29 protein-coding genes and 1 tRNA gene are annotated in these 23,227 nt (G+C 58.9%); 4 read left to right on the top strand and 26 right to left on the bottom strand.

What is annotated here, in order from left to right; all coding sequences use genetic code 11:
* Positions 1-553: 553 nt before the first annotated feature.
* From IOD40_RS12665 to IOD40_RS12645, 5 genes are read right to left on the bottom strand one after another with little or no spacing between them, the layout of a single operon-like run.
* On the bottom strand, positions 554-874 hold the full coding sequence (locus IOD40_RS12665; RefSeq protein WP_198476910.1) for a hypothetical protein: 321 nt from the start codon (positions 872-874) through the stop codon (positions 554-556).
* Positions 875-887: 13 nt separating this feature from the next.
* On the bottom strand, positions 888-1,280 hold the full coding sequence (locus IOD40_RS12660; RefSeq protein ID WP_198476909.1) for a hypothetical protein: 393 nt from the start codon (positions 1,278-1,280) through the stop codon (positions 888-890).
* Positions 1,280-2,167: a hypothetical protein gene (locus IOD40_RS12655; RefSeq protein ID WP_198476908.1), complete on the bottom strand. Its 888-nt coding sequence runs from the start codon at positions 2,165-2,167 to the stop codon at positions 1,280-1,282. Before IOD40_RS12655 ends, IOD40_RS12660 begins: the two co-directional genes overlap by 1 nt.
* On the bottom strand, positions 2,164-3,711 hold the full coding sequence (locus IOD40_RS12650) for a hypothetical protein (RefSeq protein ID WP_198476907.1): 1,548 nt from the start codon (positions 3,709-3,711) through the stop codon (positions 2,164-2,166). Before IOD40_RS12650 ends, IOD40_RS12655 begins: the two co-directional genes overlap by 4 nt.
* 10 nt (positions 3,712-3,721) lie before the next feature.
* Positions 3,722-9,277, bottom strand: coding sequence for a phage tail length tape measure family protein (locus IOD40_RS12645; RefSeq protein ID WP_198476906.1), 5,556 nt, complete (start codon positions 9,275-9,277; stop codon positions 3,722-3,724).
* A 60-nt stretch (positions 9,278-9,337) separates the two neighbouring features.
* On the opposite strand from IOD40_RS12645, the gene IOD40_RS12640 reads away from it, so the two are divergent.
* The gene (locus IOD40_RS12640; RefSeq protein WP_198476905.1) at positions 9,338-9,694 is read left to right on the top strand and encodes a hypothetical protein; all 357 of its coding nucleotides are present in this window, start codon (positions 9,338-9,340) and stop codon (positions 9,692-9,694) included.
* Between the two features lie 22 nt (positions 9,695-9,716).
* On the opposite strand, the gene IOD40_RS12635 is transcribed toward IOD40_RS12640, so the two are convergent.
* The 17 genes from IOD40_RS12635 to IOD40_RS12555 all read right to left on the bottom strand — a co-directional run bounded on the left by IOD40_RS12635 (position 9,717) and on the right by IOD40_RS12555 (position 19,749).
* A complete protein-coding gene (locus IOD40_RS12635) occupies positions 9,717-9,917 on the bottom strand; it encodes a hypothetical protein (RefSeq protein ID WP_198476904.1) in 201 nt (66 codons plus the stop codon).
* A gap of 77 nt (positions 9,918-9,994) precedes the next feature.
* Entirely contained in the window at positions 9,995-10,363 is a 369-nt protein-coding gene (locus IOD40_RS12630; protein WP_198476903.1) for a hypothetical protein, read from the bottom strand.
* A gap of 93 nt (positions 10,364-10,456) precedes the next feature.
* Positions 10,457-10,915 carry a phage tail tube protein gene (locus IOD40_RS12625; RefSeq protein WP_198476902.1) on the bottom strand — a complete coding sequence of 153 codons (459 nt, stop codon included), beginning with the start codon at positions 10,913-10,915 and terminating at the stop codon, positions 10,457-10,459.
* Positions 10,916-11,015: 100 nt separating this feature from the next.
* On the bottom strand, positions 11,016-11,258 hold the full coding sequence (locus IOD40_RS12620; protein ID WP_198476901.1) for a hypothetical protein: 243 nt from the start codon (positions 11,256-11,258) through the stop codon (positions 11,016-11,018).
* Positions 11,259-11,263: 5 nt separating this feature from the next.
* The gene (locus tag IOD40_RS12615; RefSeq protein WP_198476900.1) at positions 11,264-11,677 is read right to left on the bottom strand and encodes a phage tail terminator-like protein; all 414 of its coding nucleotides are present in this window, start codon (positions 11,675-11,677) and stop codon (positions 11,264-11,266) included.
* A gap of 1 nt (position 11,678) precedes the next feature.
* Complete coding sequence (locus tag IOD40_RS12610; RefSeq protein WP_198476899.1) at positions 11,679-12,269, bottom strand: hypothetical protein; 591 nt, start codon at positions 12,267-12,269, stop codon at positions 11,679-11,681.
* Entirely contained in the window at positions 12,266-12,583 is a 318-nt protein-coding gene (locus tag IOD40_RS12605; protein WP_210336887.1) for a hypothetical protein, read from the bottom strand. Before IOD40_RS12605 ends, IOD40_RS12610 begins: the two co-directional genes overlap by 4 nt.
* Positions 12,584-12,609: 26 nt before the next feature.
* Entirely contained in the window at positions 12,610-13,266 is a 657-nt protein-coding gene (locus tag IOD40_RS12600) for a head-tail connector protein (protein ID WP_198476897.1), read from the bottom strand.
* 1 nt (position 13,267) lies between these two features.
* Entirely contained in the window at positions 13,268-13,462 is a 195-nt protein-coding gene (locus IOD40_RS12595; RefSeq protein ID WP_198476896.1) for a hypothetical protein, read from the bottom strand.
* Positions 13,463-13,528: 66 nt separating this feature from the next.
* Positions 13,529-14,758: a phage major capsid protein gene (locus IOD40_RS12590; protein ID WP_198476895.1), complete on the bottom strand. Its 1,230-nt coding sequence runs from the start codon at positions 14,756-14,758 to the stop codon at positions 13,529-13,531.
* A 28-nt stretch (positions 14,759-14,786) separates the two neighbouring features.
* Positions 14,787-15,449 (bottom strand): HK97 family phage prohead protease, encoded by a 663-nt coding sequence (locus tag IOD40_RS12585; RefSeq protein ID WP_198476894.1) that lies wholly within the window; start codon positions 15,447-15,449, stop codon positions 14,787-14,789.
* Positions 15,450-15,453: 4 nt separating this feature from the next.
* Positions 15,454-16,686: a phage portal protein gene (locus IOD40_RS12580; RefSeq protein WP_198476893.1), complete on the bottom strand. Its 1,233-nt coding sequence runs from the start codon at positions 16,684-16,686 to the stop codon at positions 15,454-15,456.
* The gene (locus tag IOD40_RS12575; protein WP_198476892.1) at positions 16,683-18,374 is read right to left on the bottom strand and encodes a terminase large subunit; all 1,692 of its coding nucleotides are present in this window, start codon (positions 18,372-18,374) and stop codon (positions 16,683-16,685) included. The genes IOD40_RS12580 and IOD40_RS12575 overlap by 4 nt, the downstream gene beginning before the upstream one ends.
* Positions 18,371-18,928, bottom strand: coding sequence for a hypothetical protein (locus IOD40_RS12570; RefSeq protein ID WP_198476891.1), 558 nt, complete (start codon positions 18,926-18,928; stop codon positions 18,371-18,373). The genes IOD40_RS12575 and IOD40_RS12570 overlap by 4 nt, the downstream gene beginning before the upstream one ends.
* A 119-nt stretch (positions 18,929-19,047) precedes the next feature.
* Entirely contained in the window at positions 19,048-19,272 is a 225-nt protein-coding gene (locus tag IOD40_RS12565) for a hypothetical protein (protein ID WP_198476890.1), read from the bottom strand.
* Positions 19,272-19,619 carry an HNH endonuclease gene (locus tag IOD40_RS12560; protein ID WP_198476889.1) on the bottom strand — a complete coding sequence of 116 codons (348 nt, stop codon included), beginning with the start codon at positions 19,617-19,619 and terminating at the stop codon, positions 19,272-19,274. The genes IOD40_RS12565 and IOD40_RS12560 overlap by 1 nt, the downstream gene beginning before the upstream one ends.
* The gene (locus tag IOD40_RS12555) at positions 19,612-19,749 is read right to left on the bottom strand and encodes a hypothetical protein (protein WP_198476888.1); all 138 of its coding nucleotides are present in this window, start codon (positions 19,747-19,749) and stop codon (positions 19,612-19,614) included. The genes IOD40_RS12560 and IOD40_RS12555 overlap by 8 nt, the downstream gene beginning before the upstream one ends.
* A gap of 282 nt (positions 19,750-20,031) precedes the next feature.
* Between IOD40_RS12555 and IOD40_RS12550 the strand changes: the two genes are divergently transcribed.
* Complete coding sequence (locus IOD40_RS12550) at positions 20,032-20,646, top strand: BA14K family protein (RefSeq protein WP_198476887.1); 615 nt, start codon at positions 20,032-20,034, stop codon at positions 20,644-20,646.
* Between the two features lie 76 nt (positions 20,647-20,722).
* Here the strand turns inward: IOD40_RS12550 and IOD40_RS12545 are convergent.
* A tRNA-Met gene (locus IOD40_RS12545) sits at positions 20,723-20,800 on the bottom strand.
* Positions 20,801-20,912: 112 nt separating this feature from the next.
* Between IOD40_RS12545 and IOD40_RS12540 the strand changes: the two genes are divergently transcribed.
* Together IOD40_RS12540 and IOD40_RS12535 are read left to right on the top strand one after the other, a co-directional pair.
* Positions 20,913-21,128, top strand: a complete 216-nt coding sequence (locus tag IOD40_RS12540; RefSeq protein ID WP_198476886.1) for a hypothetical protein — start codon at positions 20,913-20,915, stop codon at positions 21,126-21,128.
* 12 nt (positions 21,129-21,140) lie between these two features.
* On the top strand, positions 21,141-21,323 hold the full coding sequence (locus IOD40_RS12535) for a DUF3606 domain-containing protein (protein WP_198476885.1): 183 nt from the start codon (positions 21,141-21,143) through the stop codon (positions 21,321-21,323).
* Between the two features lie 92 nt (positions 21,324-21,415).
* Here the strand turns inward: IOD40_RS12535 and IOD40_RS12530 are convergent, their stop codons facing one another.
* Genes IOD40_RS12530 through IOD40_RS12520 form a run of 3 tightly spaced genes read right to left on the bottom strand, consistent with a single transcriptional unit; the run spans position 21,416 to position 23,219 of the window.
* Positions 21,416-21,997: a DUF6456 domain-containing protein gene (locus tag IOD40_RS12530; RefSeq protein WP_198476884.1), complete on the bottom strand. Its 582-nt coding sequence runs from the start codon at positions 21,995-21,997 to the stop codon at positions 21,416-21,418.
* Positions 21,994-22,281 (bottom strand): hypothetical protein, encoded by a 288-nt coding sequence (locus tag IOD40_RS12525; protein WP_198476883.1) that lies wholly within the window; start codon positions 22,279-22,281, stop codon positions 21,994-21,996. The genes IOD40_RS12530 and IOD40_RS12525 overlap by 4 nt, the downstream gene beginning before the upstream one ends.
* Complete coding sequence (locus IOD40_RS12520) at positions 22,278-23,219, bottom strand: winged helix-turn-helix domain-containing protein (RefSeq protein ID WP_198476952.1); 942 nt, start codon at positions 23,217-23,219, stop codon at positions 22,278-22,280. The genes IOD40_RS12525 and IOD40_RS12520 overlap by 4 nt, the downstream gene beginning before the upstream one ends.
* Between the last annotated feature and the right edge of the window lie 8 nt (positions 23,220-23,227).

The following is a 23,227-nucleotide window of genomic DNA, read 5'->3' as shown; positions in this document are numbered from 1 at the left end:
CCCACCGACGAACAGGGACGTATAGCGCCGGTTAAGTGCCAGGCTAGGATCGTAAACAACACTCGCACGGATCAAGTTCGAGTTGTTATCGTCATGCCCGACCATATGAATCAGCTGATACGACCCAAACTCGAATCCTGGTGGGCGCGGGAAGGATATCTCATTGGCGGTAGAGGCAGCAGGTGTGGAAAAAACGCCGATCTCCGCATTCTTAAATACGACGGCTAGGGTGCCGATGTTTGTCGCGGTTGCTGTGAAGGCTGTGTCACCCTCCGAGTATTTCCACAAACAGCGAAGCTGAGTAGCCCCTGTCCCAACACTGTACAGCTCCGTCCACCCACTTGGGACAGAGGGGAAAACCAGACCTGAGCCAATCGTTCTCTGGAAAACGACCAGAAGATCACCTACCTCATGGGCTGGAAGCGTTAAGCTCCCTGACGTCGTTGTTCCTGTCGTCTGTGCGGCCATGACTGGATATTGCGCGCCACCTCCGCCTCCACCGCGCCGATCGCTCAGGCGCGACAGCCCGCCGATACGCTTAAACCTGCTCATGTCAGCCCTCGATGACAGCAACGGTGATGGCGGCATTGCTCGCTGCGGAGGCACGAGCCCGGATCTTGTCGCCGGGCTTCAGGATCATGCCGCCAGCCTGCACCGAGAGCCCGTCACCAACGGCAACGGGAGAATTGGAGCAGAACGGTATCTCAAGATTGCTCGCACTGGCGTTCGACCAGACGACGGTAACGTCCACCTCATTTTCCGCATGGGTGTTTGCCACCTGGATTAAACTGATCTTTGCCCCGCCAGCTGGGGCGGTGTAGATGTCGGCCAGCGTCGTCGTCAGCATTACACCTGCATTGTTGTCAGTGCTCATCTTCGCGTTCCTGTCAGGAGGTCATGGCCAGCCAGAAGGCTGTGGCTTCAAGGTTGCTGAGGTCCTGCATGTCCGCCTTGTCGGCGAGCGCAGCATCGATCTCGGTCTTTGAGTAGTAGCTCGATGGATCAAACAGGGCCGCGTCCTCCGCAGATTGCTGCGCAGCTGCGGCGGCCTGCTGGGCATCAATGACTGCCTGATCGATGAGCATCACCTGCCCTTCGAGGTAGAGTGCAGCATCAACGGTCCAGTTGCCGACAATCGCGAAATCGGTCAGGCTTTGCGGAAAATTCTGACGGTGCCCGCCATAGGCAAAGCCATAGGGGTTCGAGACCTCGTCATAGGCATTGCCATTATACTCAGCGAGCCGGACAAGCTCAGATGTTGGCGGTGGAGGCAAAGCCATCAGCGCAGCTCCTTGATTTCGAAGGACATGGAATGGGCAGAGCCGTCATTCGCCCATGTCACCTGCTCAAGTGGTGATGGCTGGCGAATACGGCCCATGAAGTTGCGGCGAAGCCCCTGAAACGCATCTGTCGGATCAGGAACGACGAACACCTCGCCATGGATACCGGCACGGCGGACGAGTTCGAGCGCACGGCCAAAGCCTTCATCATCGCGCATGTGGTCGAGCGAGAAGCGAAACACCCGCACCGGCTCTTTCACGTTGAAGAATTCGGCCCCGCCAAGAGCGGTCTCGACGCCGGTGCCGATCTCATAGCCAAGGCCTGCACCCCAGCTATAGTTGATGCGCGGCTGCCAGGCTGGCCCCATGAAAAGACGTCCGATCTGGACATAGCCAGCATCGTTTTGCGGATCTTCGATCTTGAACCGCCAGTACCGGGCACTGATGCTGCCAGGCAGAATGTGGGTTGAGACGGCGGTAAAGCCTTCAATGTCCTCGGCGGTGTAGGTGCCGGTCCAGAAATTGTCGTTCTCCCACTCGAGCTCGTCAATGTTCCACTCCGCTGACAGCATCCCGGTCCACACATCAACCTCGGCGGAATAGAAGATCGTCGTGAACGCCTCATCCTCTGCCGCCTCGATCGTGAGGCGCGAGGAGAGCGACATGTTGTGCGCAACGAAAGCCAGGATGCGCAGCCGCTGCGGCCTGCCATAATCCACCACGAACTGCGTGTTGGCAGGATCCGCATCGACGGATCTCGCGACCCTTGAAAACAGTCGATCCTTGAGGTTGTCGAGCGGAAGTCCGGCAGACCAGCCACCACCTGTGATGGTCGAAGCCTGATCAATCCGGTTGGGAAAGCCGATCAGAATTTGATGCCCCGTCACCCGTAGACCTCCAAAATGGTCGTGCCTCGCTCAAAGTCCTCTTCCATGCCGGTGCAGAGGAAGTGCTTGCCGGCGGAAAGTCCGAAGCGATCGATGGCAAGCTCGATCGTGCGGCCAAGGTCGACGGCAGAGACAAACTCGCTCTTGATATGGACGCGGAAGAGATCGCGGCGCTGCGAATAAAGCGCAAGGCGACGTTGAGCCTCCGCCTCAGCATCGTCCTCAGCGGCAAGCAGCGTGTCGAAGGTGAGCGCTACGGCAAGCTGGTGGCGATCCTTGACGGCCGGATCCTCGGCACTGACGCTGCGCCACTCTTCGCCCGCGAAGGCAACGAACGATTCCTCTGCCCCACCGGCAAGCTGATTGGCATCCGATACGGCGTGGTTATAGGCGTAGTTGACCGAGACCTTGTGGGCAGGAACACCTGCCCCCTGATCACCGGTTGCAGCCCGCTCGACGCCGCCTTCCTGATCAAGAATGAGTGCCCGGTCCAGCCGGACCACCGGTGCGGCGGAAGGAAGTTCAATTCGCCCGACATGCATCATGCCCAAACGATCCGGAACGATATAGCCTCCGATGCTCCCCAAGATCAGATTGAGCGCCTGAAGGATGGTCATCTCATCGGTTCCGGTCCACAGACCGACCGGTGCCGGGTTCTTCAGGTGGAGAGCATCGAAGCTGGCTGCATCGAAATCATCGCCCGCAACAAAGCCCTGCGCTTCGAGAATGCGCCTTGCAATCGAGGCAGCAGAACGATCAGCTGAGCTCGTGCCCTCCGTAGCATCAACAGTGATCTGTCCCGCTGGACGTGAGCCAAGACGAACATAGGCGGGCGAAAGGCAAACCGCGTAATTGCCTGAGGCTATGCTCGCAGCCCTGAGTGCAGCAAGATCTGGATAGACGCCGCTTGCAGTGAGAGCGACGCCGCGATCATAGACCGCATCGACCGAGGCAACCCCGTTGGATGCCACCTCATAGATGTGGTCAAACATGTTGGCGGCGACCGCAGGCAGGTTCTTGCCAACGCCGTAAAGCAGCGGCTTGGGTCGGTCCTTCACATCTTCCGGTCGCCCTTCCGCCTCATCCATTCCGCCAGCAATCGTCGTTCCGGCGTAATCTGTCGTCTGGATCGGCTCATCGAGTTCAGCAAGCCGGTCCCGGATCCGCAACACGACGCGCTTCCAGGTGAACTCGGCCTGCTCGATGGTGCCGACAAACATCACGGTACGCGAGGCCCATGGCGCATCAAACGAGGAGAGCCCGTAGATCGTCAGCTGGTAGCCATCGAAGGCATAGTCGAGGAGATGATCCAAGGCCCCATCAGGATTGGCGAGGATGATCTCGCCAGCACCCACCCGGGCACTGCCGCTCGTTGCCGATTGCGAGAAGGCATAGCGCTCGTAATTGCCCGGCTGGATGATCCGCGGCTCAAACCATGCATCTGCCGGATCATCACTCGGCTGGGTCGTGTAACCAACCGTGCCGAAGCGCAATGTGACGATCTGAGCGCCATCATGCGCGCAGACATCGATCAGATAGATCATGAAAGGCTCCTTAGGCGGCTGAAGCCCTGCGGCGACTGACCGAGACCTGTTCGCGGGCGGCGTCGCTGCCCTTGCGGATCTCCTCGCGCGTTTCCTGATCGGACATGACGATGATCGCACCAAGGCGCTTCACCTCGGCCGTGAGGACGCCGATCTCTTGCTTCAGCGCACCGACCACCGCCGAATTGTCATTCTTGAACGGATTGATTCCGGCATTCATCGCTTCAAATTGCGGACGCCAGCGACGGGTGGCCTCGGCATGCATGACAAACTCTTGCCCATGCACCAGACCCGCAACAGCGTTGACCGGCAGCATTCCGGTAAAGCCACCTGAGCTGAAACCCTTGGCGCGGTTCTCAAACCGACCATGCTGCTCCCAATGTGCTTTTGCCAGTTCTTCAATGCTGCTTGAGGACGAGCCAAAGGTTTGACCTGCCCGAATACCGGCGAGAACGTCCGGGTTGTTGGCGAGATATCTTTCAGCTTGCGTCTGCGGGCGCATACCGACATCGCGATTTTCGAACCGGCCATGATCTTGCCAGTGGGCATCTGCGATCACACCAATATCGACAGAGCCGGTACCAGCATCATAGCCTTTGCCGATCGCAGTGCTGATGTCCGGATTACCTTGAAGATAAGCGGCTGCATCGATTGCAGGACCAGCTGCCCGCTGCGCTCCCAATATCGCCAGCATCCGCTCGAAGAGCAGCGTCTGATAGGCTTCATGTGCCCGCTGCGCAGCCACATGCTCAGCCTCAGCTTGCTTCAGGTCGGCAATGGCATCGGCAACCGACTTCACACCATCATCGATGTTAAGAAGGTGGCTGATCTGCTTCTCCAGCGCCGCGAGCTGCCGCTCTGCCTCGGATAGCTGAGCACCTGCCACACCGAGCGCCTCATCAACGATCCGCTCCACCTCTCCGAAGATGGCGAAATAGCTTTCGGAAGACGCCCAATAGGCCTTTGCCTGATCAAGGTATTCCCGGCTTGCCCGCTCAAGGTCGGCAAGTGCCTCCTCATCCCCGCCAAGAGCCTTGGTTGCCAGGTCCCGGAACTGCTTTTGTGCTTCATCAAGGCGCTGGCGGTCACTCAAAGGCGACAGGTTGGCATCAAGGCGGATGTCGTTGAGGAACGCTTTCAGGCTCTTCGTGAGGCTCTGCATTCGCGAGATGACCTGCTCAATCGAGGTCTTCTCCGCATCATAAGCAGCGCGCAGGTTTGACTTTGCCTCATCGAGTGCAGCCTTTGCATCCTCGACGGAAAGACCCGCCCCACCGATGCCCATCGCACCAAGGATTGCTGCGCCGACTTCCGGGAAGACGCCTGCCAGCTGTATTAGCTGGTCGCTTGTAAGCTCGGCATCGCTGGCTATCTGGCGAACCCGCAGACCAAGCTCCTGGAAAGCAAGCCCGGTCGGCATCCCGAGCGCTTCGAGATCCCTGATCCGTGTCTGGAAGGTGGCCTGTGCATCCCAGAGATCGTTCAGGAAGCCGCTGTCAGCCAGATCGTTGATCGAGCGGGTCAGATCATCGCGCAGGGACCGCTGTAGCTTGTCCATGGCGACGAGAAGCGATTCCTCGATTGCCTGCGCCGCATCCTCGGCGCTCATGCCGAGATCTTCCAGAAGACTTGGTAATGCTGCGGCTGCACCCTGCAGCTTCTGCACCGCCTCTTCCATCTCGGTGAAGCTTTCCGCACCGCGAAGAGAGGCAAGAGCCGAGGCAATGGCCGCTTCCTGCGCCTGCGCAACAGCATCAGCCACGATCTGCGGCAGCTGCTTGGTGACGCGGTTGAACTCGTCGATCTCAAGGCCGGCGTCAGTCGCCACCTTCTTCAACTCATCGAGCGATTCGTAAAGCTGACCGCCGTCCTTGTTGAAGACCTGGACGCCGAGTTCGAACATCTGCTTGGCGATGTCGAGATAGCCGTCGATGAACTCGTTCTTCTTGAACTCCTGATATCCACCGCCCGGATCTCCAACCAAAACCTCTTCTTGATATGGATTCAGAAGACCGCCCGGATTGAAGATGCCAGCAACGCTCTTGTTGCCGCGAGCCGCACCGACATAGGCGGAAAGATCACCGCCGCTTTCGGCAAACATCTTGGCGTCGTTGACGAAGCCGACAAGGCTTTCGCGCATCTTCTCGACAGCATCCATGCCAGCCATGAACTCGCCATCGAAGCCCATGCCAGAGCGAAGCGAGCCGATCATGCCTTCGAAGCTGCGTACCCAGTTCTCTGCCGTGCGCTCGAAGAACTCTTCCTGCGCCTGACGCAGTTCGTTGGCGAGCTTGTTGTTCTTCGCCTTCGTTGCCATGGCGATTGCCTTGGCGAACTCGTCGCTCGTCTCCATCAGGCTCTTTTCGTATTGGCCCATGAAGTTGCCGGTAGCATTTGCAATGAGCTGGGTGATCGCACCCATCTGCTGCTCCAGCTCCTGCTGGGCTTGCTTCAGCTCCTGCTTCTTCCGGCGCGAACGACCGATCAGAGCGCCAATGACGCCGAGGATCGCACCACCAATGCCGCCGATCACCGCCCCGGCCATACTGCCGACGCCAAGAAGGCCGGAAACCATCGGCCCGGCCCCGATGCCGGTCATCAGACCAGAGAGACCGCCAGACAGTGGATCGCCTGATTGCATACCCCCGAAGAAAGCGCCAAGGCCAGCAGCCCCAACGCCCATCAGGTTCTTGAAGTTCTCGCCTTGGAATATCCCGGGGGCACTTTCGGCGGCAACTGCGCCGCTTGCAGGTGACTGAAGGCGCTTTGCCGCATCAATTGTGCCATCTCGAACACCAGTGCGAATGCCCGGATAGTTCTGCAGGGCATCCTCGGCCTTGCTGACATATTGCGGCACGGTGTTGTAACCGTCGCTGGAATTCCCCGCCCGGTTGAGCGGACGGCCCGAGAACCAGACCGAGGTTGCATCAGCGAAGTTGCCGAACTTGTCGAGCGACTGCCCGAACTTGGCGAAAAACACCTTATCCTGTGCCGAGCGATCCCCGAGGAACTGCTGGACCGACATTGATACGCCAAGCACTTCCTTGGTCCAGGCCCCGATGTTCTTGCCCATGACCTGATAGGCACCGTAAGCCCGATCACCGGCATAGGAACCCTTGGCAACCACAGGGCCGAGCGCACCGTAATTGCCCTCATAGGAGCCGCTCTCGATCTTGCGGATCGCAGCTGCATAGCTCTGCAGATTATCGTTGAGGCTGGTCGAGATCGCCGGGGCAATCGAATTGCCGATCTCGCGGCCTACCTGCGCCGCCTGTACCGGCGAGAACGATCCCTTGGCACTGCCCGAAATCCCGTCGAAGATCGAGCTACCCTCACCTGTCAGCGACTTCCACAGCCGCTCCATGCCCATGCGCGCAAACTGCTTGCCGATGCCAGCGAATATGCCGATCAGCTTCTCGCCAATGTCGCCCGTCTCGTAAAGCAGGTCGAGGATCGACATGAAGACGTCTTTGCCGAGGGCGTGCATTTCCTCAAGCTCGGCTTGTGTCTCTTCCAGCACCTGATTGTAGCGCATCTGGCCAGCGATCATCTGACCGTTGGCGCTGTCTGCCTCGATGCCCAGCTGCCGCAAGAAGCTCAGTATCTCCTGATCACCAGCAGATAGGCCGATAAGGCTGCGGTCGAACATGATGTCGTCGAGCGCCTGCAAGGTGGCAAGTTCAGCGGCGAGTTCACGATACGCAGCCGTCAGATCCTTGATCTGCTGCATTTCCTTGTCGCCGAGCTCGATACCCTGCTCGCGCGCCTCCTGGACAAGTTCGAACTGGAACCGGAGAGCCTCGGCAGCGACGCCATATTCACCGACAAGACCGATCTCCATCCGCATCTGGTCGATCTGGCGCTGTGCAGACGAGAACAAGCGATCATAGGCACGAGCAAGGCGCTCCGCAGCACGCTCGGCTTCTCGGTTCTTCTTTGCACCATCATCAGGGAAGTTGAAGACAGTGTCCCAGCCGAACCGTTCATTGAACCTTGTGTCCGAGAGTGAAGGTAAAGTTCCTTCCCCCACCCTTGGCCCAGCCTTATCAAATCGGCGCCGGTTGGCCTCCCGCGCTGCTGCTATCGCCTGCTGCTGGTTGAGCTTTCGCGCGCGCTCAGCAGCGAGTTCGTAAGCCTCAGCCAACTTCTCAACGGCGTCGCGCATCGAGCCGGTTGCGGGGATGGCCTCGCTCTTCAGGAGAGCCGCGAGTGCTTCGTTGGCTTTAGTCAAATCCTCTGAAGCATCTTCGTTTTTCCGAAGAGAAACCTCCGCAGCACGCAGTGCTCGCTCGGCTTCTGCATAGGCATCGTACATCGCCTGCGCAGCGAGTTCCAACTGTGGCTGGGTGAAAATGGCAAGCGACCCCATAGAATCCTGGAAGCGAGCCATTTCCCGTGCCACCTCAGGTAGCAGTTCGCGGACTTGATCGAGATAGCTGTTCTGGACGATCTGCGATGCGATCTGCAGATCGGCGGCCTCACGCGCGTCCTTGATGGCCTGCGCATATTCCTTTAGCGCAGGTATGGCATCACCCCACCTGTCTGCCACGCGTTGGATCAGGTTCTCTTGATCCCGCAGCACGTCAGCGGTCGCGTCAGCCTCATCATTGGTATCGCGGAAATAGCTGATGGCCGCGCTACCGGCGATGACAAAACCCGCCGTCAGAAGGCCGAGAGGCGAGATAAGGCTGCCAAACGTCTGCTTGAGCGCACCCATCACGCCATTCAGCTGACCGCCGTACATCGTCACCTGCGGCAATTGCTGCGCCAGCAACATGAACGGCGACTGGCCAGCCGCCATCATCGTCCCGATGTCCTGGAACTGGAACGCAAGGTTGCGCACTTGTTGCTGCGCCATGCCGCTATTGGCATCAAGCGCATTTGCACCGAAAGCCGCCTGCTTGTAGCGGCTATCGAGCAACTCAAGCGCCGAAGCGTGTTCCTTGGCTGAAATCGCTCCCAGCTGTTGCGCGCGGTTCAGCTCCTTCAGTTCAGCATCATACTGCTTGGCTGCAGCGTAAACCGGATTGTACTTGGCACGCAGCCGTTCCAGTTCCGTCCCAAACTCAGCCACTTCCAGAGCGGCCGCATCCATTGCGCGCTCGATCTGCTGTTGGCTTTGAACAACCGAAAGCACGGTGCGACGGGTTGCAGCATCAAGCTCGACCTGCCCGTCGATAAGCCTGCGCAGCCCGGATGAATCGATGTCCATCCCAAGGCGCGGCGCAACAGTCTTCTGGAGCCGCGTCTGCAGCTCTGCCATCTGACGCGAGAACTCGGCTGCGGAAACCTTGCCTGCGTCAAGCCCGCGCTGCAAAAGCCGCGAGCTACGTTCGAAGTCAGCAAATGCCCTCGGTGCGCCAGCGAGCCGCTTGTCGAGGTTCTCCAGCTGGCGATCAAGGTTGCCAAGCTGGCGGCCGCCTTCGGTTGCAGCTGGCCCCAGCTTCTGGACGCCATCACCTGCAGCCTTTGCCTCTTGCCCGACTTTACGCAGCTTGTTCGCAACGGCATCGAGGTTTTCCTCCTTGCCACGAACAGTAAGCGTGCGGACTGTATCTTTGGCCATTTGCGAAATCCTACAAGCGAAAGTACAGTTCTCGCCCGTTGTGAAATGGCGAGATCATGAATGACGAAATTGTTGCTGATCGGCACTGCTTTACTAGCTTCGATCACGAGCGCTCATGCGCTGGAATGCCGATCGGTCGGCGGTCATTTCGATAACCAGCCCGTTTCTGCCATTCGTGTTGTGACGATCTCGGGTGCTGGAATTACGCTGAACGGCATCTTCAATGGCGAAAGGTCACCGACCCGAACCCTACCTTGCGTGCGCCTGAAGTCAGGCGTCCTGTGTGAAAGGGCTTTCGGGCCAGTAAACGTGAGCGTTATGTCCAACCGCGACAAGCTCCTAGAGGTAGTGACCGACCCCGCAGGGAATGAAATTGCGAGCGTCGCATACAAGTGCAATGGTGCACTCCGCCTCTAACGGAGTATCCGGCCGACTTCGCTTAGCGCCTCGCACCCTGACGCTTGAACATCTCCATCGCGGCGCGGACATTCCGGTTGAAGGTATCGTCATCAACCTCGGCCATGTCTTCCGGCTCTTTAATGTCATGCCCGGCAATGCGGTACCTCGTTCGCCATTCGCGGCCAACTTCCTTCGCCATGGACGTCACGGCTAGATCGAGCCGCAGGAGGTCGCACTCCATGATTTCGGTGTCCGACCATCCGCGAAGGATTGTTACCGCCGCCTCATAGAAGCGGATGAGGTATTCATCGACGGTGATTAGATCTCGCCGTTTCCCTCATCGCCATCATCGGCGTGCGAAACGTCTTCATCCGGATCGCGCCCGCCATGCTGGAGCCGACCGAGATACTTCGAGACCGGGCCAACCAGATCAACGGTGCCCTTGCGCCAGATCATCTCGTTCAGCTCTTCCGTGCTGATATTGCGCTGATCAGCCTTGGGAATACCGTTGCGGATGATGAACTGGTACGCCTGCAGATTGCCATTGGCGAGGTGCTGGTACGCTGCAATGAAGCCACCGAAATGGCTGGAAATCGCGGTTGCAGCGCGAAGTGAAGAGCGTAGCGGATATTCATCGCCGTCAAGCTCGACCATCACATCGGAAGAAAGTGTCTTTGCCTTACTCATCGGAATTGTCCTTTGTATCGGAAGACCGGATCAGATCGGATGGGGCGACGGCCTCCGATCAAGCCGCCGCCCCGCTCTCGCGAGAGGTTCGCGTTAAGGAGCGGCTTCGATCGGAGCTTCGTTTAGGCTCAGATTGAAGGTGATCGTCTGCGTGTCATTCGGGCCACCAAGGCCGAGGTTCTGCGACATTACCAGAGCGGAGACGTAGTAGACCTGATCGGTCCCATCACCGTTCGGCAATTCAACCTTGAAGTTGAATGCTTCCTGGCTTTCAGCCGCCGCAATCAGGGCAATCTGGCCTGCATCATCTGCATCACGGGAGCAGACGAGCTCCATATTGCCAGCGTTGGCCGTGCCTTTGGCCTTGCGGGTGCGACCGTCATTGACTTCATCGACGGTGATTTCCTGATAGGTGTCACCGAAGCCGCCAATGTTGCGGATGCGTCCAATGACGACATAGGTATCAGCCGCTGCTGCGACCTCGGTCCATGCTGCGGTTGCGCCGCCGATCGATACTTTCGAGCGGGCGACGGGAAGTGGTTTATTTGCCATGGCCGGTTATCTCCTTGGGCTGCAGGCACGTTGAAGAGGCCGCCGGGTGGACGGCAGCCATGGGCTCGCGGGAGTGCGAGTGGTGAAGCGGAAGCTCCGCCTATTCTTTTGAAGGGCTTTCGTCGTACGACGATGCGGCTGATGCGGCCTTGCTTAAAGCCGGTTTGGCATCCTTGCGCTGCTCGGCCACCGCAATCAGGCCTGCATTGACCTTGGCTCTGATGCGAATGTTGTCGGCATCGATCGCGACGTTTTCGCTGGCGCCGGGTTCAATCTCCACGCGCTTGCCGGTGCGGGTGGTGAAGCGCTGCGTGTTGTGAGAGATGTTCGTGATCTTCAGCATGGCGGCTATCCCGTGATGATGAACTGATAGGGAACGACGATCGACAGGTTGAAGTAGCCAGCACGATCGTTGCGGTCGTCGGTGACGGGCGAGGTCGGCGCGAAGGTCTGGACGCCATTGAAGGTCACGCCCCGAAACAGAGCGGCGATTTCGTCCAGCCAGCCGCGATAGATGTGCGCCCCATGGCCCGCTGGAGCCGCGAGAACAAACCTGATCCCGCCCTCTTCCAGAAAGTCGCTGCCGTTCGGCCCCTCGATCGTTTCCCATTCGGAGCGAGACCAGGGGAACTGCACCGCGAGGAACGGTCCGCTATCGCTCGGGACCGTCATATCGCCGTCATTCTCGATGCGGATCGGGCAATGCGAGAAGGCTCCGGCGAGACGGCTCTCGACGGCTTGCACGACGCTGAGATGTGCCATGTTACCTCGGATAGACGATGATCGCCGGTTGGCGGTCGGTTCTGTCCTTCGTCCCGGTCAGGGAGCGGAAGCTGTAGCGAATGCGCGCCTGATTGCCGAAGCGACGGGAAGCCAGCGACGCGATGACCTCATAGACGCCATCGGGCGCTTGCGGGCTTTGGCCTCGCTCGATCTTGCGGGCATATGGTTGCTTGTTGACGAAGGCATATTCGGAAGCCGCCTCATTGAGCGGTGTTCCCGGCTGATGCTCCACATCGTCAACGAACAGAATATGACTGCGCATGTACTTCCCGGTGAGGATGGGCGATGCGAGCAGAAGCTCTTCACCGATCCATTCGAGAACGCTGCCGATCATGCTCCATTCGGCAAAAACCACGCCGTCCGGGCTGACCTGTTCAATTGCCCTCCCAGCCGAGCCGTCAACGTAGACCTCGCGATCTACATCCCGACCAAGCGCATTGCGGTTGATCGCATCTGCCTCGGCAATCTTCTCTTTTGCGAATGCTGCCAGCCGCTGCGATTTCGCTTTGGGCGAGGAAATCTCGTCGGCCAGATCGCGAAACGTGACGACCGGATCAAAGTCCCAGCTCATAGCGCAGTACCCGAAACCTGGCAGACATAGGCCAGAACCGTTGTGCCGTATTTGTGGGTGCTGCTGTCGACGGTGACGACCGTCAGCACGCCCCCACTGGCAAGAACCAGCCGATCATTCTTCTGGATCGGCGGGCTAACGTCTTTCAGGTCTTCCGCCAGCAAGATCGCCTTTCGGTTCCCGGCTTGAATGCTACCGACGACTTCTTCGGGGCGATATCCCTTGATCCGGGCGCTTACCGTCGCGAGCGTCTGCTCAGGCTGGTTCGGGACGATCCGCTTCAACGTGACGACTTCACCGCCGTCGCGCAGCATTTCCCGATATTCAGCAGCCGGCGCCCTCATATGCTCTGGACCCTCAAGCCCGACAAAAGCATGTCTACAGCTCCAGTGCGGCACCGCTGAATGAGTTCGGGGCTGCTGTACTGCTTGGTGTAGGCGTCATGCACCTCAAAGGAACGAAGATCCTCGCTCTTTGCTGTCGCCATCATGTTTTGCACCATCAGGACGATCGCGAGCTTCGCGTTCTGAGGAACGGTGCTCTTGGCTGGATCGCTGCCGTCAGCCGGTATTGTCGGGAACCCCGCTTTATACGTCACCGCAACTGCTGCGCTTTCGTGCAAGTTGCTCGGGAAGCCAAATCCTGCTTCAAAGCGTACTGACGCACGACCAGCGGCATCCGTTCGCGCCGAGTAGGACGTATCCGGCACGGTATGCACAGCACCTTGGCGATCTCGCCACGTCACCGACGCGACCGAAATAACGTTGCCCAATGGAAGCCGAAGCTCCCGGTCGAAGGCATCGAAATCTTGCCGCCAGGTCTGCTCAACGAGGCAGCGTCCGAGAATGCCCGTCCAGCCGTCAAGATAGTCTACAGCCGCCTGGATCATGCCCTCGATCACAGGATCAGGCATTTCCGTATCAGGCAGATACCCCTTCACATCTTCAACCGTGACCGGAAGAATGTCGGGGGGCGTGACGAGGACGGGACGGTGCATGTCAGTCTGCCGACTTGTTTTTGGGAGCCGCCTTCTCTGCCTTGTTGGCAGGAGCCTTCTCCGACTTGGGACCGACTTCTTCGAGCACTCCGGCCGTGACAAGGTGCTTCACGTCAGTTTCATTGGCTTCGCGCGTGTCGCCCGCCATGTACTGCTTGTCGCCATAGTGCTGACGAAGGACCGTATAAGTTTTCATAGCGCAATCTCCTTCGGTTCATGGGAAGGGCGAGCCGAAGCCCGCCCCTCGTGATGAGCCGAACTATTAACCGCCGCCACCGCCAGCAGGAGCCGGGTTGATGCTGCCGGTAACGAACGCCTCTGGACGGTACACAGCGAGAGCCAGACGCTCTTCCGCCAGGATAGTCACGAGGTTGCGGATAAAGTCGTCATCGACGTAACCGACCTCAACGCGCGCATCCCAGCGGTCGAAGACCTGTGCACCGAGGCGGAACGCGCCGGTGAGGAACGTGCCTGCCGCCATCGCCTGGGTGGCGACAACCGGAAGGCCCCACATTGTCGGCTGCGCAGTTCCCTGCGGGTTGCCGATGATGTAGCGGCCATCCTCGTCCTTGGTCAGTTCGATGCCTGCCCAATCGATCGGGTTCAGCACATGGCCAGTAGCAGGATACTCAGCAAGAGCGGCCTGTAGCATGGCAATGCGCAGTGTATCGATCGCCGTCATCGGCGTTGGCGTGACCGTGCCCGCCGGAACGGCAAAAGAGGTCGCCTGCGGAAGAATGCCGTGCAGGTTCTGGCCGGTCCCGTCGCCGTTGAGAAGCTGCGTTTCCTCAACGTAGGCCAGGCCGTAGAGCAGCCGCTGATCGATGATCGAGCGCAGCTGGGAAAAGTCATCGAGGATCTGGCGCGAAGCTTTCATCCAATGCGCGATGACCTTTGCGGAGGTCTGGACCAGATCGAACTTGAGGTCCGAACTTGGCTTGAGGCCGCCTTCCGCAACGCCAGCCGCGTTATTCACGAAGCCGGTTTCGCGGACGTACTCCAACGAGTTGCCATCCATCCGACCCTGGGTGAGCAGATCACGGACGGTCAATCGACGCTGCGGGAGTTCCAGAACGCCGGGAAGGCGCGTGACAGGTACACCCGCCCCGGCAGAACCAGCTGCGTTGGTGGTGGCGGACGTGATGGTCGCCTTGAAGCGGACATCAGCCTTGCCCTTTGACGGGCTGCCATCAAGCCATGACTTGACGCTTTCATCCTCGATGAACTGCTCACCGAAGGACTTCTGCTCTTCCGGGTCCGCATTGCCGCCGCGAGCCATCTTCTGCTCAAGTTCAGCAACCTGTTCCGTGAGGCCGTTCATCTTCAGGAGCGCCTCGTCGGCCTTCTCCTTCAGCGAAGTGGTCAGCTTTTCACCGGTCTTGGCCTTTCCGAGAGCTTCTTCCGCGATCGCCTTGACGGCATCGACAGCACGCTGCTGGTCGGCCTTGATCTCAGCCGCCATTTCGGCAGCGGATTTATTTTCAGTGCTCATGGTTTTCTCCTAGAGCGATGGGTTGGGATCAGCCGCGCAGTGCCTTGAGCAGCGCAACGGCATCGTTCGCCTTCTCGCCCTCGGACTCGCTCCGAATGGCCTTGGCATAACCGTGCGAGGCGATCGCAACAGCCATGCTTTTCGGAACCCCTGCCTCACGCAGGATGTCCTCGAATTCCTTGATCGGCATGGGATCGCCATCGCGCAGCCGGCGGGCGAACTCATCCATGCGTTCTGATTTGACGCTCTCGATCCGTGCGCGACGGTTGGCCGGGAAGGTGACCGGCGAAATCTCATAGAGGTCCAGCTTCTTCAGAAGGCGAACCTGCCCATCTGGCTCCGTCTCGACCTCTCGGTATCCGATCGACAGCCCGCCGATAGCCTTGGCCTTGGCGAGCGTGTGAACCTCACGTGCGCGCTGAATTTCAAGCAGAAACCGGCCTTTGCCCCAAAGCCCCTTCGCGTCTTCCGCCAAATCCTCCCACACACCGATTGGTTGATCAGGGTTATGCTGCCACAGCATCAGAACGCTTGAGCCTTCGCGCTTGTGACGAGCGAGGCTTTCGACGAACGCGCCAGGCATGACCTTTTCGCCGTAGCTGTCCACGTTGCCGAAGACGCTGCCGTAGCCTTCAAAGGTGCCGTCTTCCGACACGTCCTTGACGTGCAGGGCGAAATCCTTGGTCTTCATGTGGCTATTCCTGTTCTTCCGCGATGATCTGGCGCACGGTTTCGCGGTCACCTTCCGTGATCGGCACGTTCTGCATCTGCATGCGCGGTACGTCCCCGCCCTCAACTGGCGGCAGGTTCTCCAGCGCCCGGACCTCGTTGATGGTCATGGCGCCGATGGCGGTCATCTGCTGGTAGAAGCGGGCACGGCCTGCGCTGTCAGCACGCAGAAGCCCCTCAAGGTTGAACTCGATAGTGATGCCAGCAGCCCGGTCTTGCGGCGTCAGAAGCTGCTTTTCGAGGGCTTGCTCAATGCGCTTCAGGCGACGACGAAGCGTAAACTTCTGGAAGCCGAGCGTCTGCTGCTCAAGGCCGGTGCCCCAGCTGGTCGATTTCTCAGTATGGCCCACCATGAAAGGCGGAACGCCAAAGAACCGGCAAATTTCCTCGACCGAAAAGCCGCGCGATTGAAGCATCTGCGCATCTTCCGGGTTGAGCGAGATTGCCTCGACCTTTGCGCCGCCTTCTGCGATCCACGGACGGCCCGCATTCATCGCGCCGAGATATTCCTCGGTCATCTTGGACTTAGCTAGGGCACGCTGCTCTGGCGTCAGCCACTTCTCGAACACAAGCTGCACAGATGGCCGCATTCCGTTCTTGAACGTAGCACCGGCCGCCTTATCGACCGCTCGCGCCAGGCTGAAAGCGTTCCGGCCGAACGTGAGGGTAGACATGCCGCCGAGCGGATTGCCGCCAAAGCCACGCACATGAAGCATGGTCCGGTCAGTCTCAACGTAGGGCTTGCCGTCTTCCGTCCAGCGGTACTCAAGCGAACCATTGCCAAGCCGTCGTACCGAAACAAGGGCTGGGGCTACCGGCACGAGGCCAACAATACGGCCATTGCTGCGCTCGATACGAGCATATGCATTGCCCCAAAGCTCGATCGACGCACAAACGAATTCCCAGAAATCGACGGATGTCTGATCGTAGTTCGGGCTGTCATGCAAAATGCGATAAAGCGGATGATCCCTTGCGATCTCGCGCGTGCCGTTCCTCGTCTGGTAGACCATGAGCGGCAAGGATGCGATCGTGCCTGAAATCAGGTTGACGCAGGCCCATACAGCCGACAGAGCGAGCACCGACGTATCAGTAACCACCTCGCCAGCATCGCCACGCATTGCATCCGAATACCAGTCGTCCGGCTCGCGCACCGTGAGGCGGCGCATAACGATGTCGGCCATCTTGCGAAGGATGTTCATGCAGCGCCCACAAGGCTGTTGAAGTAATCATCCATCGTACCGCCCTCCGGGGCTTCTGGGTTCCGGCTCATAACGGTAACCGCGTCAAACATCGCCATAACCGGGTCGATCTTCGCATCACCAGCATTCTGCTTCGTCGCCCGTATGCCGGTTGCGGTCGGCTCGATCTTGAGGTTGCCAACGCACCAAGCCATCAGCTTGGAACCGGAATGTTTCATCGTGCCGTTGGCGAGCTTGCGTTCCGCCGTCTTGATGGCGTTCATCATCGCCCAGCCCTGCGGTGCACCGATCAGCTGGCCGCCTTCCTGCGTAATGCCGATCTCTGCCAGCGCCTCAATCATTTCGCCCAGCCCAGCCGGGTCCACAGCTACCGAGGCCAAAAGGCCGCGCTGGTTGATCTCGTCAATGATGCCGACAATCTCAGAGATATCGGCCAGCTCATCGTCAACAATGGTCAGTTCGCCCGCACGCTTGAAGTCCAAGAGCACCGAAGCGATCGATTTGCGCCGCTCCAGAACGCCCTCGTGGCACCAGGCGTGTGCCCAGACCAGCCAGTCACGGGTTTCCTTGTGACGACCTACGACCGCAAAGCCGAACAAGTCATCGAGGCCGCCGCCGTCGATCCCGACCACGACAACCTCAGACACGGAAAGCAGATGATCGAGCGTCAGACCTTCCATTGCCCGCTTCGGCCAGAAATCCGTGCCCGGCCAGCGGTTGTTGCGGTGGTTTTGCCCGATCTCGATGTTGAGGTGCTTGGCAAGGAAGGTGTTGCGAGTGCTCGCATCCTTTGCCAGTTCCTTCTTTAGCTCGTCCTCAAGCCATTCCCGACTGACCGATCGGCCCAAATTCGGGTTGGTGATGTAGAAATTATCTGGATCCAGATAGGCTTCACTGTTGAGCATCGCCTTCGGGAACTCATACAGGACGCCGAGAGACTTCTTGTCATCGATCTTGCCGTCCCGCACGTCACGGAAATAGTCGAGTTTCGCCTTGAACACACCAGCTGGCGGCGCGTCCGATTGGGTTGATAGCGAGATAACGAACCCTTCCGGCCTCGATACCAGGCCGCCAGTCGCCTCGCGAAGCATCGCGTCAGCCTTTGGCTTGGCACCGAATACCCAAAGCTCATCGATCAGAACGAATGCAGCCTTCTTGCCCGACACGGTATCGTTATCAGCGGCCACCACCTTGAGCACCGCGCCGGTGGTCCGGTGCGTGATCGTCCGGTAGTGGTCCTGGACATGAAGAAGGTCAGTCAGTTCCTCGTCGGCCCGCACCATGTCGGCGGCTGGCTTAAAGCTATTCTGCGCCACTTCGATCGTCGGTGCGATAATCAGCAGCTCGGCAGACATGCGCCAGTTGCGGATCAGCGCCGTCATCATGATCCCGGCAGCAATGGTAGACTTGGCGTTCTTCTTCGAGATGAGAAGGAAGAACTCGCGGATCAGGCGCTGTCCGCTCTCCGCATCATAAGCCCCGAAGATAGCCGCGACGAAATCGAAGACCCACGGCTCGCACGCTTCACCAAAGGTCGGGCTGCCAGCCGCGTCAACAATCCGAAGCGCCTTGAACACATCAAGCGCGGCCTGAGCCTCATCGGGAAACAGCGGCGGCGATACAATCAGGGGCCGACCGGCGACGATCCGCTTTTCCCAGTCCATGCAGGCCGTAGTCCAGTCCTTCATTTATTTGAGACAACCAGTTTGGGAGCGGATGGAGCTGCAAACCGCCCACCCACACTTTCCGCTGCCGCCTGCTTCTGAGCCTTCTTGCCTTCCGGTGCGGAAGCCTCGTTGAGCGTCTTCATCGACGTACTCAGATCCTTGAGGGTCTTGGCCCGCTCCGCCAAAGACAAGGCTTTGAGCAGCGCCTGCCGACGACGCGGGTCGCTCTCCTCCGTCCAGATCATTTCCTCGAGCTCGCCGACGTTCGCCGTGACGGCTTCCAGCTCGTCCATCAATCGGCCGGCTATGCTCTTGGCTCGATCCGACAACTCTTCGGGTCGAACAGAGCTCGGGACAACAATCTCAGCGGCAACAGATCGCCGCTCCTTGTGCTCCTGGAACGGGCCTTTGGGCTTTGCCTTGCGCTCCCAGCCTAAAGCTTTTGCCTTCTTGTGAATTGCCGTGTCTGACACGCCGTACCAGCGCGCAATCTCGCGTACGCCCATGACGCCCGCGCAATAATCACGCTCAATGCCTTCCCAATCGATTGGCTTATCGTTCTTTGGTCTGGTCACAGGTTTGCACCTCGGTTTGCAGCTGCAAACTTCCGAAGGGGAAAAAATTGTGCGAATGCGACAGGGGCGGGTCTAGCGGTTCGGGCCGCCCAGAGTTTCGACCACCCCCCCCTTGATGTTCATGCCTCGCACTGACGCGCCACGTGCTCCAGCGCACGAAGATCTTCGACCGTGGCGTCGCGCCACCAATGCTTGTAGGTAGGCTTACGGTCGGCAAGCGGGCTCAGGGGGCCCTTCCACCAAGTTATGACCCGCACCTCAACCTGGAGCACCAACACTCCGCGGAAGCCAGATCGATAGCGAGTTGCGCCGGTGAGGTTGCTAGATCCGGTTGGGTAAGGCATCAGTATCTCCGCTCATCCCTCTGCTTGTGCCGGTCGTGGCATCGCTTGCACAGGCACTGGATGTTGGACGCATCCCAGAACAGCGTCTCATCCCCGCGGTGCGGCTTGATGTGGTCGCCTACTAGCAGCGAAGTGTCAGCCTCTGCCCGGCTGCACATCTGGCAGGTGAACAGGTCACGGACGAGGACTGACCATCGCAGCTTCTGCCAGCGCGCCGTCTTGTACCAAGCTCTCCAGCCTTGTGTGCTGTCCCTGTGCCTTGAGCGCTCACGTTCATTGCCTGGCTGATATCCGAGGCGTGGTGGCAGCTTGCCGACGAGCGGCTTGAGGGTCTTGAGCTTAGCCAAGGATGGTGAGGCTGTCCTTGGTCATCCACTTGTCGTTGACGCGGTAGAGCTTCGCGCCTGTACGGACTGATGTGCGGTCTACCTTGCCATGGCCGCCGGCATAGGAGACGAGCGTTCCGATCTTGATCATGGGAGGCTCCGAGTGATGGGGGCACCAAGGGACGGCCGGGAAATGCCCAACCTTCTCAGCATTCGCGCTGCCTTGCTGCATGAAACGCCGAGAAGGCCGAATCCCTACGCCTGTAGTAGACAGGCTCCCGAACGTTATGATGCGAGCGACCGCCGGGCCGCTCATCGATGGGCTGCCCCAGCTAGTTATTGGGTGGGCGGATCGTGATCATTGCCGACTTCACTTTGGGAACCCTTGAAAACTCTCCGCATTCCCCATTCAGGATCTAAAGCGGGACGTGTCATGAAGTTCTTGTTCGCAGTGATAGGTGGCTTCACCCTAACCATAGGGATTTTCGTGGGCGGCGTGGCCTTCGCCCTAAGCTTTTTGAGCGCGGACCCTGTGCCAGTACAGAGAACTTCAGTTGAGGCCGAACCGGAGTTCCTAGCTGACATTCGGAAAATCGATGTTACCGCGCAAGACTATGAGCGCGTTGAGCCCACGGCTCCGCATCCTGCGTTTGACGATGAGACTGTAGACCGCGCTGGCGTTGAAGACATTGTAACGAGCGCCCTACCAGATGATCCGCCCCGCGCGCTCAGTGCAGAGCACGTCGCTTGGTGTAGCCGGCGCTATCGTTCTTATGATGAGCAAACCAATTCCTACCGCCCGTATAGCGGCGGAAATCGAGAGTGCATCTCTCCTTATTCCGAACAGACACCCGCTGATGAGGCACCCCACAACGTCGAGCATGCAGAGCTGGCCGCGCCATTTGATCAAGCTGCTCTTGGTACCGAAAGCCTTGATCTCAGCCACATAGAATATTGTTCTGCCCGTTATCGTTCCTACAGGGTCGAAGACAACACGTATCAGCCGTACAATGGCCCTCGGCGTCAGTGCGTGTCTTCTGCCCGTTGACGTTGTGGCTGATGATGCGTGACTGTGTTCACCGGCTTGACACTGCCATCTAGGGGCCGACGCCGCCGTTCTGATCTGGTTGCAGGGGCACGATTCGAACGGGCGACCTTCTGGTTATGAGCCAGACGAGCTACCGAACTGCTCTACCCTGCCAATTATGAGGACTACCCTCTCGTCTACCTTACACGAAGCACGACGCTCGGTTCGCGCCGGAACTTATTCCACCGTCGAGCGGTTGGCCTCCTGTACTCAAGAGGAGATACACGATGGCCAATGCCAGCAAAAAGCACATGGGCCCTGGATCGCAGGGCAAGGGCGACGGCAGCGGTGCAAATACTGAGCTGCAGCGCGAGATGGTTGGCGAGAACGACATCCTGTCGAACCGGGATAAGTCACGCCACTCTGAGGAACGAGGACTTGATGGCAAGCAGGTCCAGAATGAGCAGCGCCAGGATCATGCTGCTAATCGAACCCCGGAATAAGTGAGAAGCTGAATGCCTGACGACAAAGATAACCAAGGTGCTCAAGATCGAGCGCGCGTCTCTGCCGATCAACCTTATGAAGTCTCATACTTTGCACAGAAGCACGGGATCCCACAGGACAAGGCCCGGCAGATAATCGAGCAGCATGGCCCATCTCGTGCGGCCTGTGATGCTGCTGTGTCTTCCGGGCGCTAGACCCTCCAAAGAAAAACCCGCCTGATCACTCGGGCGGGTTCTGGACGCAATTCTGCGAATACGCAAATCATTACCATAGCTGACGTCACCTATCAACCGTGACGTGAGGCCCCTTGTTGACTGTAGTGGAGAACCAATCGCTCCAACCCCATGCGAAGGAGCTGAGATGGAATGTCGCGCACCACGTTCGCACGCTCAGCGACCTCCTTGAGCGACATGCCCATGCCGCACACTGCATCCATGACGCTTACAATCTCCGGGTAGACCAAGGCATCACGGGCCGCGGCCATGATCTTGTGATTGTCGATCAGATGGTCAGCGATGGAAGCCGCGACGCCGCCACCGTCGACACGCTCCTGGACGGTTCCGGTCTTTAGACCTTCTCTCGCCGCAAGTTCAAAGTCGGCCCGGTACCGCTCGCCAGCTTCCCGCTGCTTTTGCGTCAAGCTCAAGATGCCCTTGAGTGGATCAACGTTGCGAACTCGAACGATGCCACCCTTGCTCAAGTCGTATTGGCGCGACGCTTCGGCCGTGCCAACCGCCAATCGGTAACGCCCAAACTGATCAAGATGTAAGGCTTCGAAATGACCGACAGCCCTGCGAGCTCGCACCTGTTCCTTCTCCTGCTGAGAGATCGTAGGTCGCTTTTGCTTCGCTTGGGTCTTTTTGCTCATGTGCGCCTCGCTTGCTGCTTGAGATAGTGTCGTCGTTCGGGAGTAATCCGCGCAAAGGCCGGGCGCCAATTGATCGCGGTGCGCAGACACACGCCAGGTGGTTCGATCCGATACCAGCGCCCATCATGGTCGAGGAAATAGCGACCGGGATCCGCGTCGAAGCACCCGACCATGTCGTTGAATAGAAGCTCGCAAACAGTGCCATCTGGCTCGGCCTCAGGCATAGGGCGCCAAGGGTTCATGCGATCGTAGGCTTGACGCGCCCTGCGCTCGGCAATGGTCATGCACTCACCTTCTTTCTCCACGTGTTGACGGTCTGGGGGCTCACTCCGACGCGGCGGGAAATCTCTCGATCTGAAAGTTCTGGGTAACTGTCCAACATGGACAAGACCGCCGCGCGCTTGTCTGCATTGGTACGGCGTCCAGAGTGGACGGGTCGCGTAGTCCTGGCCTCTGCCGCTGCTCGAAGGATCCGAAAATCGCCAAACAGGCGTGACCACTCCGGATCGTCAAAGATCTGTTCGTCGATCCATTGCTGCTGCCAGTCGTAGGCTTTGTAGTGGAAGCGCGCCTCGAGATCGTCCCATGTTTCGGCGGGCTGCGTTCTCATCACGTCGCGCAGTAATTCGACCCGCAATTCAATCGGCAAATCGAAATAGTATTCGTGATGGTCGTAGAAATGAGCCCTATCGCGGTTCAGCTTGTCCCATACTTTCAGCTCCTCGAAAGCTCCGCGGATGCCGATCGGGAATGGAATGGCTGCTTTGATCGCTGCGATTGCTTCCGGGTTCACGTCTTCAAGCTTGAAGGAATGTCCTGCTATGCCAGCAAACTCTTTGGCGCCTTGCCTTTGGGTGCCGCACACATCGAGATAGGAAAATCGTCTTGTAACGAATGGCTCGCCTGCTTCCAGCAGAAGCAATTCGCTTGGCGTTGGATCCATGAACTGCCGAACGCTGCCGAACTCCTGAAGTATTTCAGCGCGCCGTTTTGCATACCGGTCTTGCCGCTCAGCGCGCTTCGCCGCTTCTCTCGCCTTGTACCCAGGCTGCTTCGCCTCCATCCAGTCGTTGAAGCCGTCGATAAAATTTGCCGGCTTTGCCGCAACCGCCCTGTCCATTTCGGACACAGCCTGCTCAAGCGTCATTCCTGCCCGTGCGGCGAGCTTGCCAGCATGAATACGCGCCGCTGCACGCTCGCCCTCGGTTGCGCCGCCCTTCATCAAGGCGT

The organism is Aquamicrobium zhengzhouense (assembly GCF_016124105.1).
Classification (GTDB): domain Bacteria; phylum Pseudomonadota; class Alphaproteobacteria; order Rhizobiales; family Rhizobiaceae; genus Aerobium; species Aerobium zhengzhouense.
The sequence above is the reverse complement of the archived record's forward strand: the minus strand, read 5'-3'. Positions and strand labels throughout refer to the sequence as shown.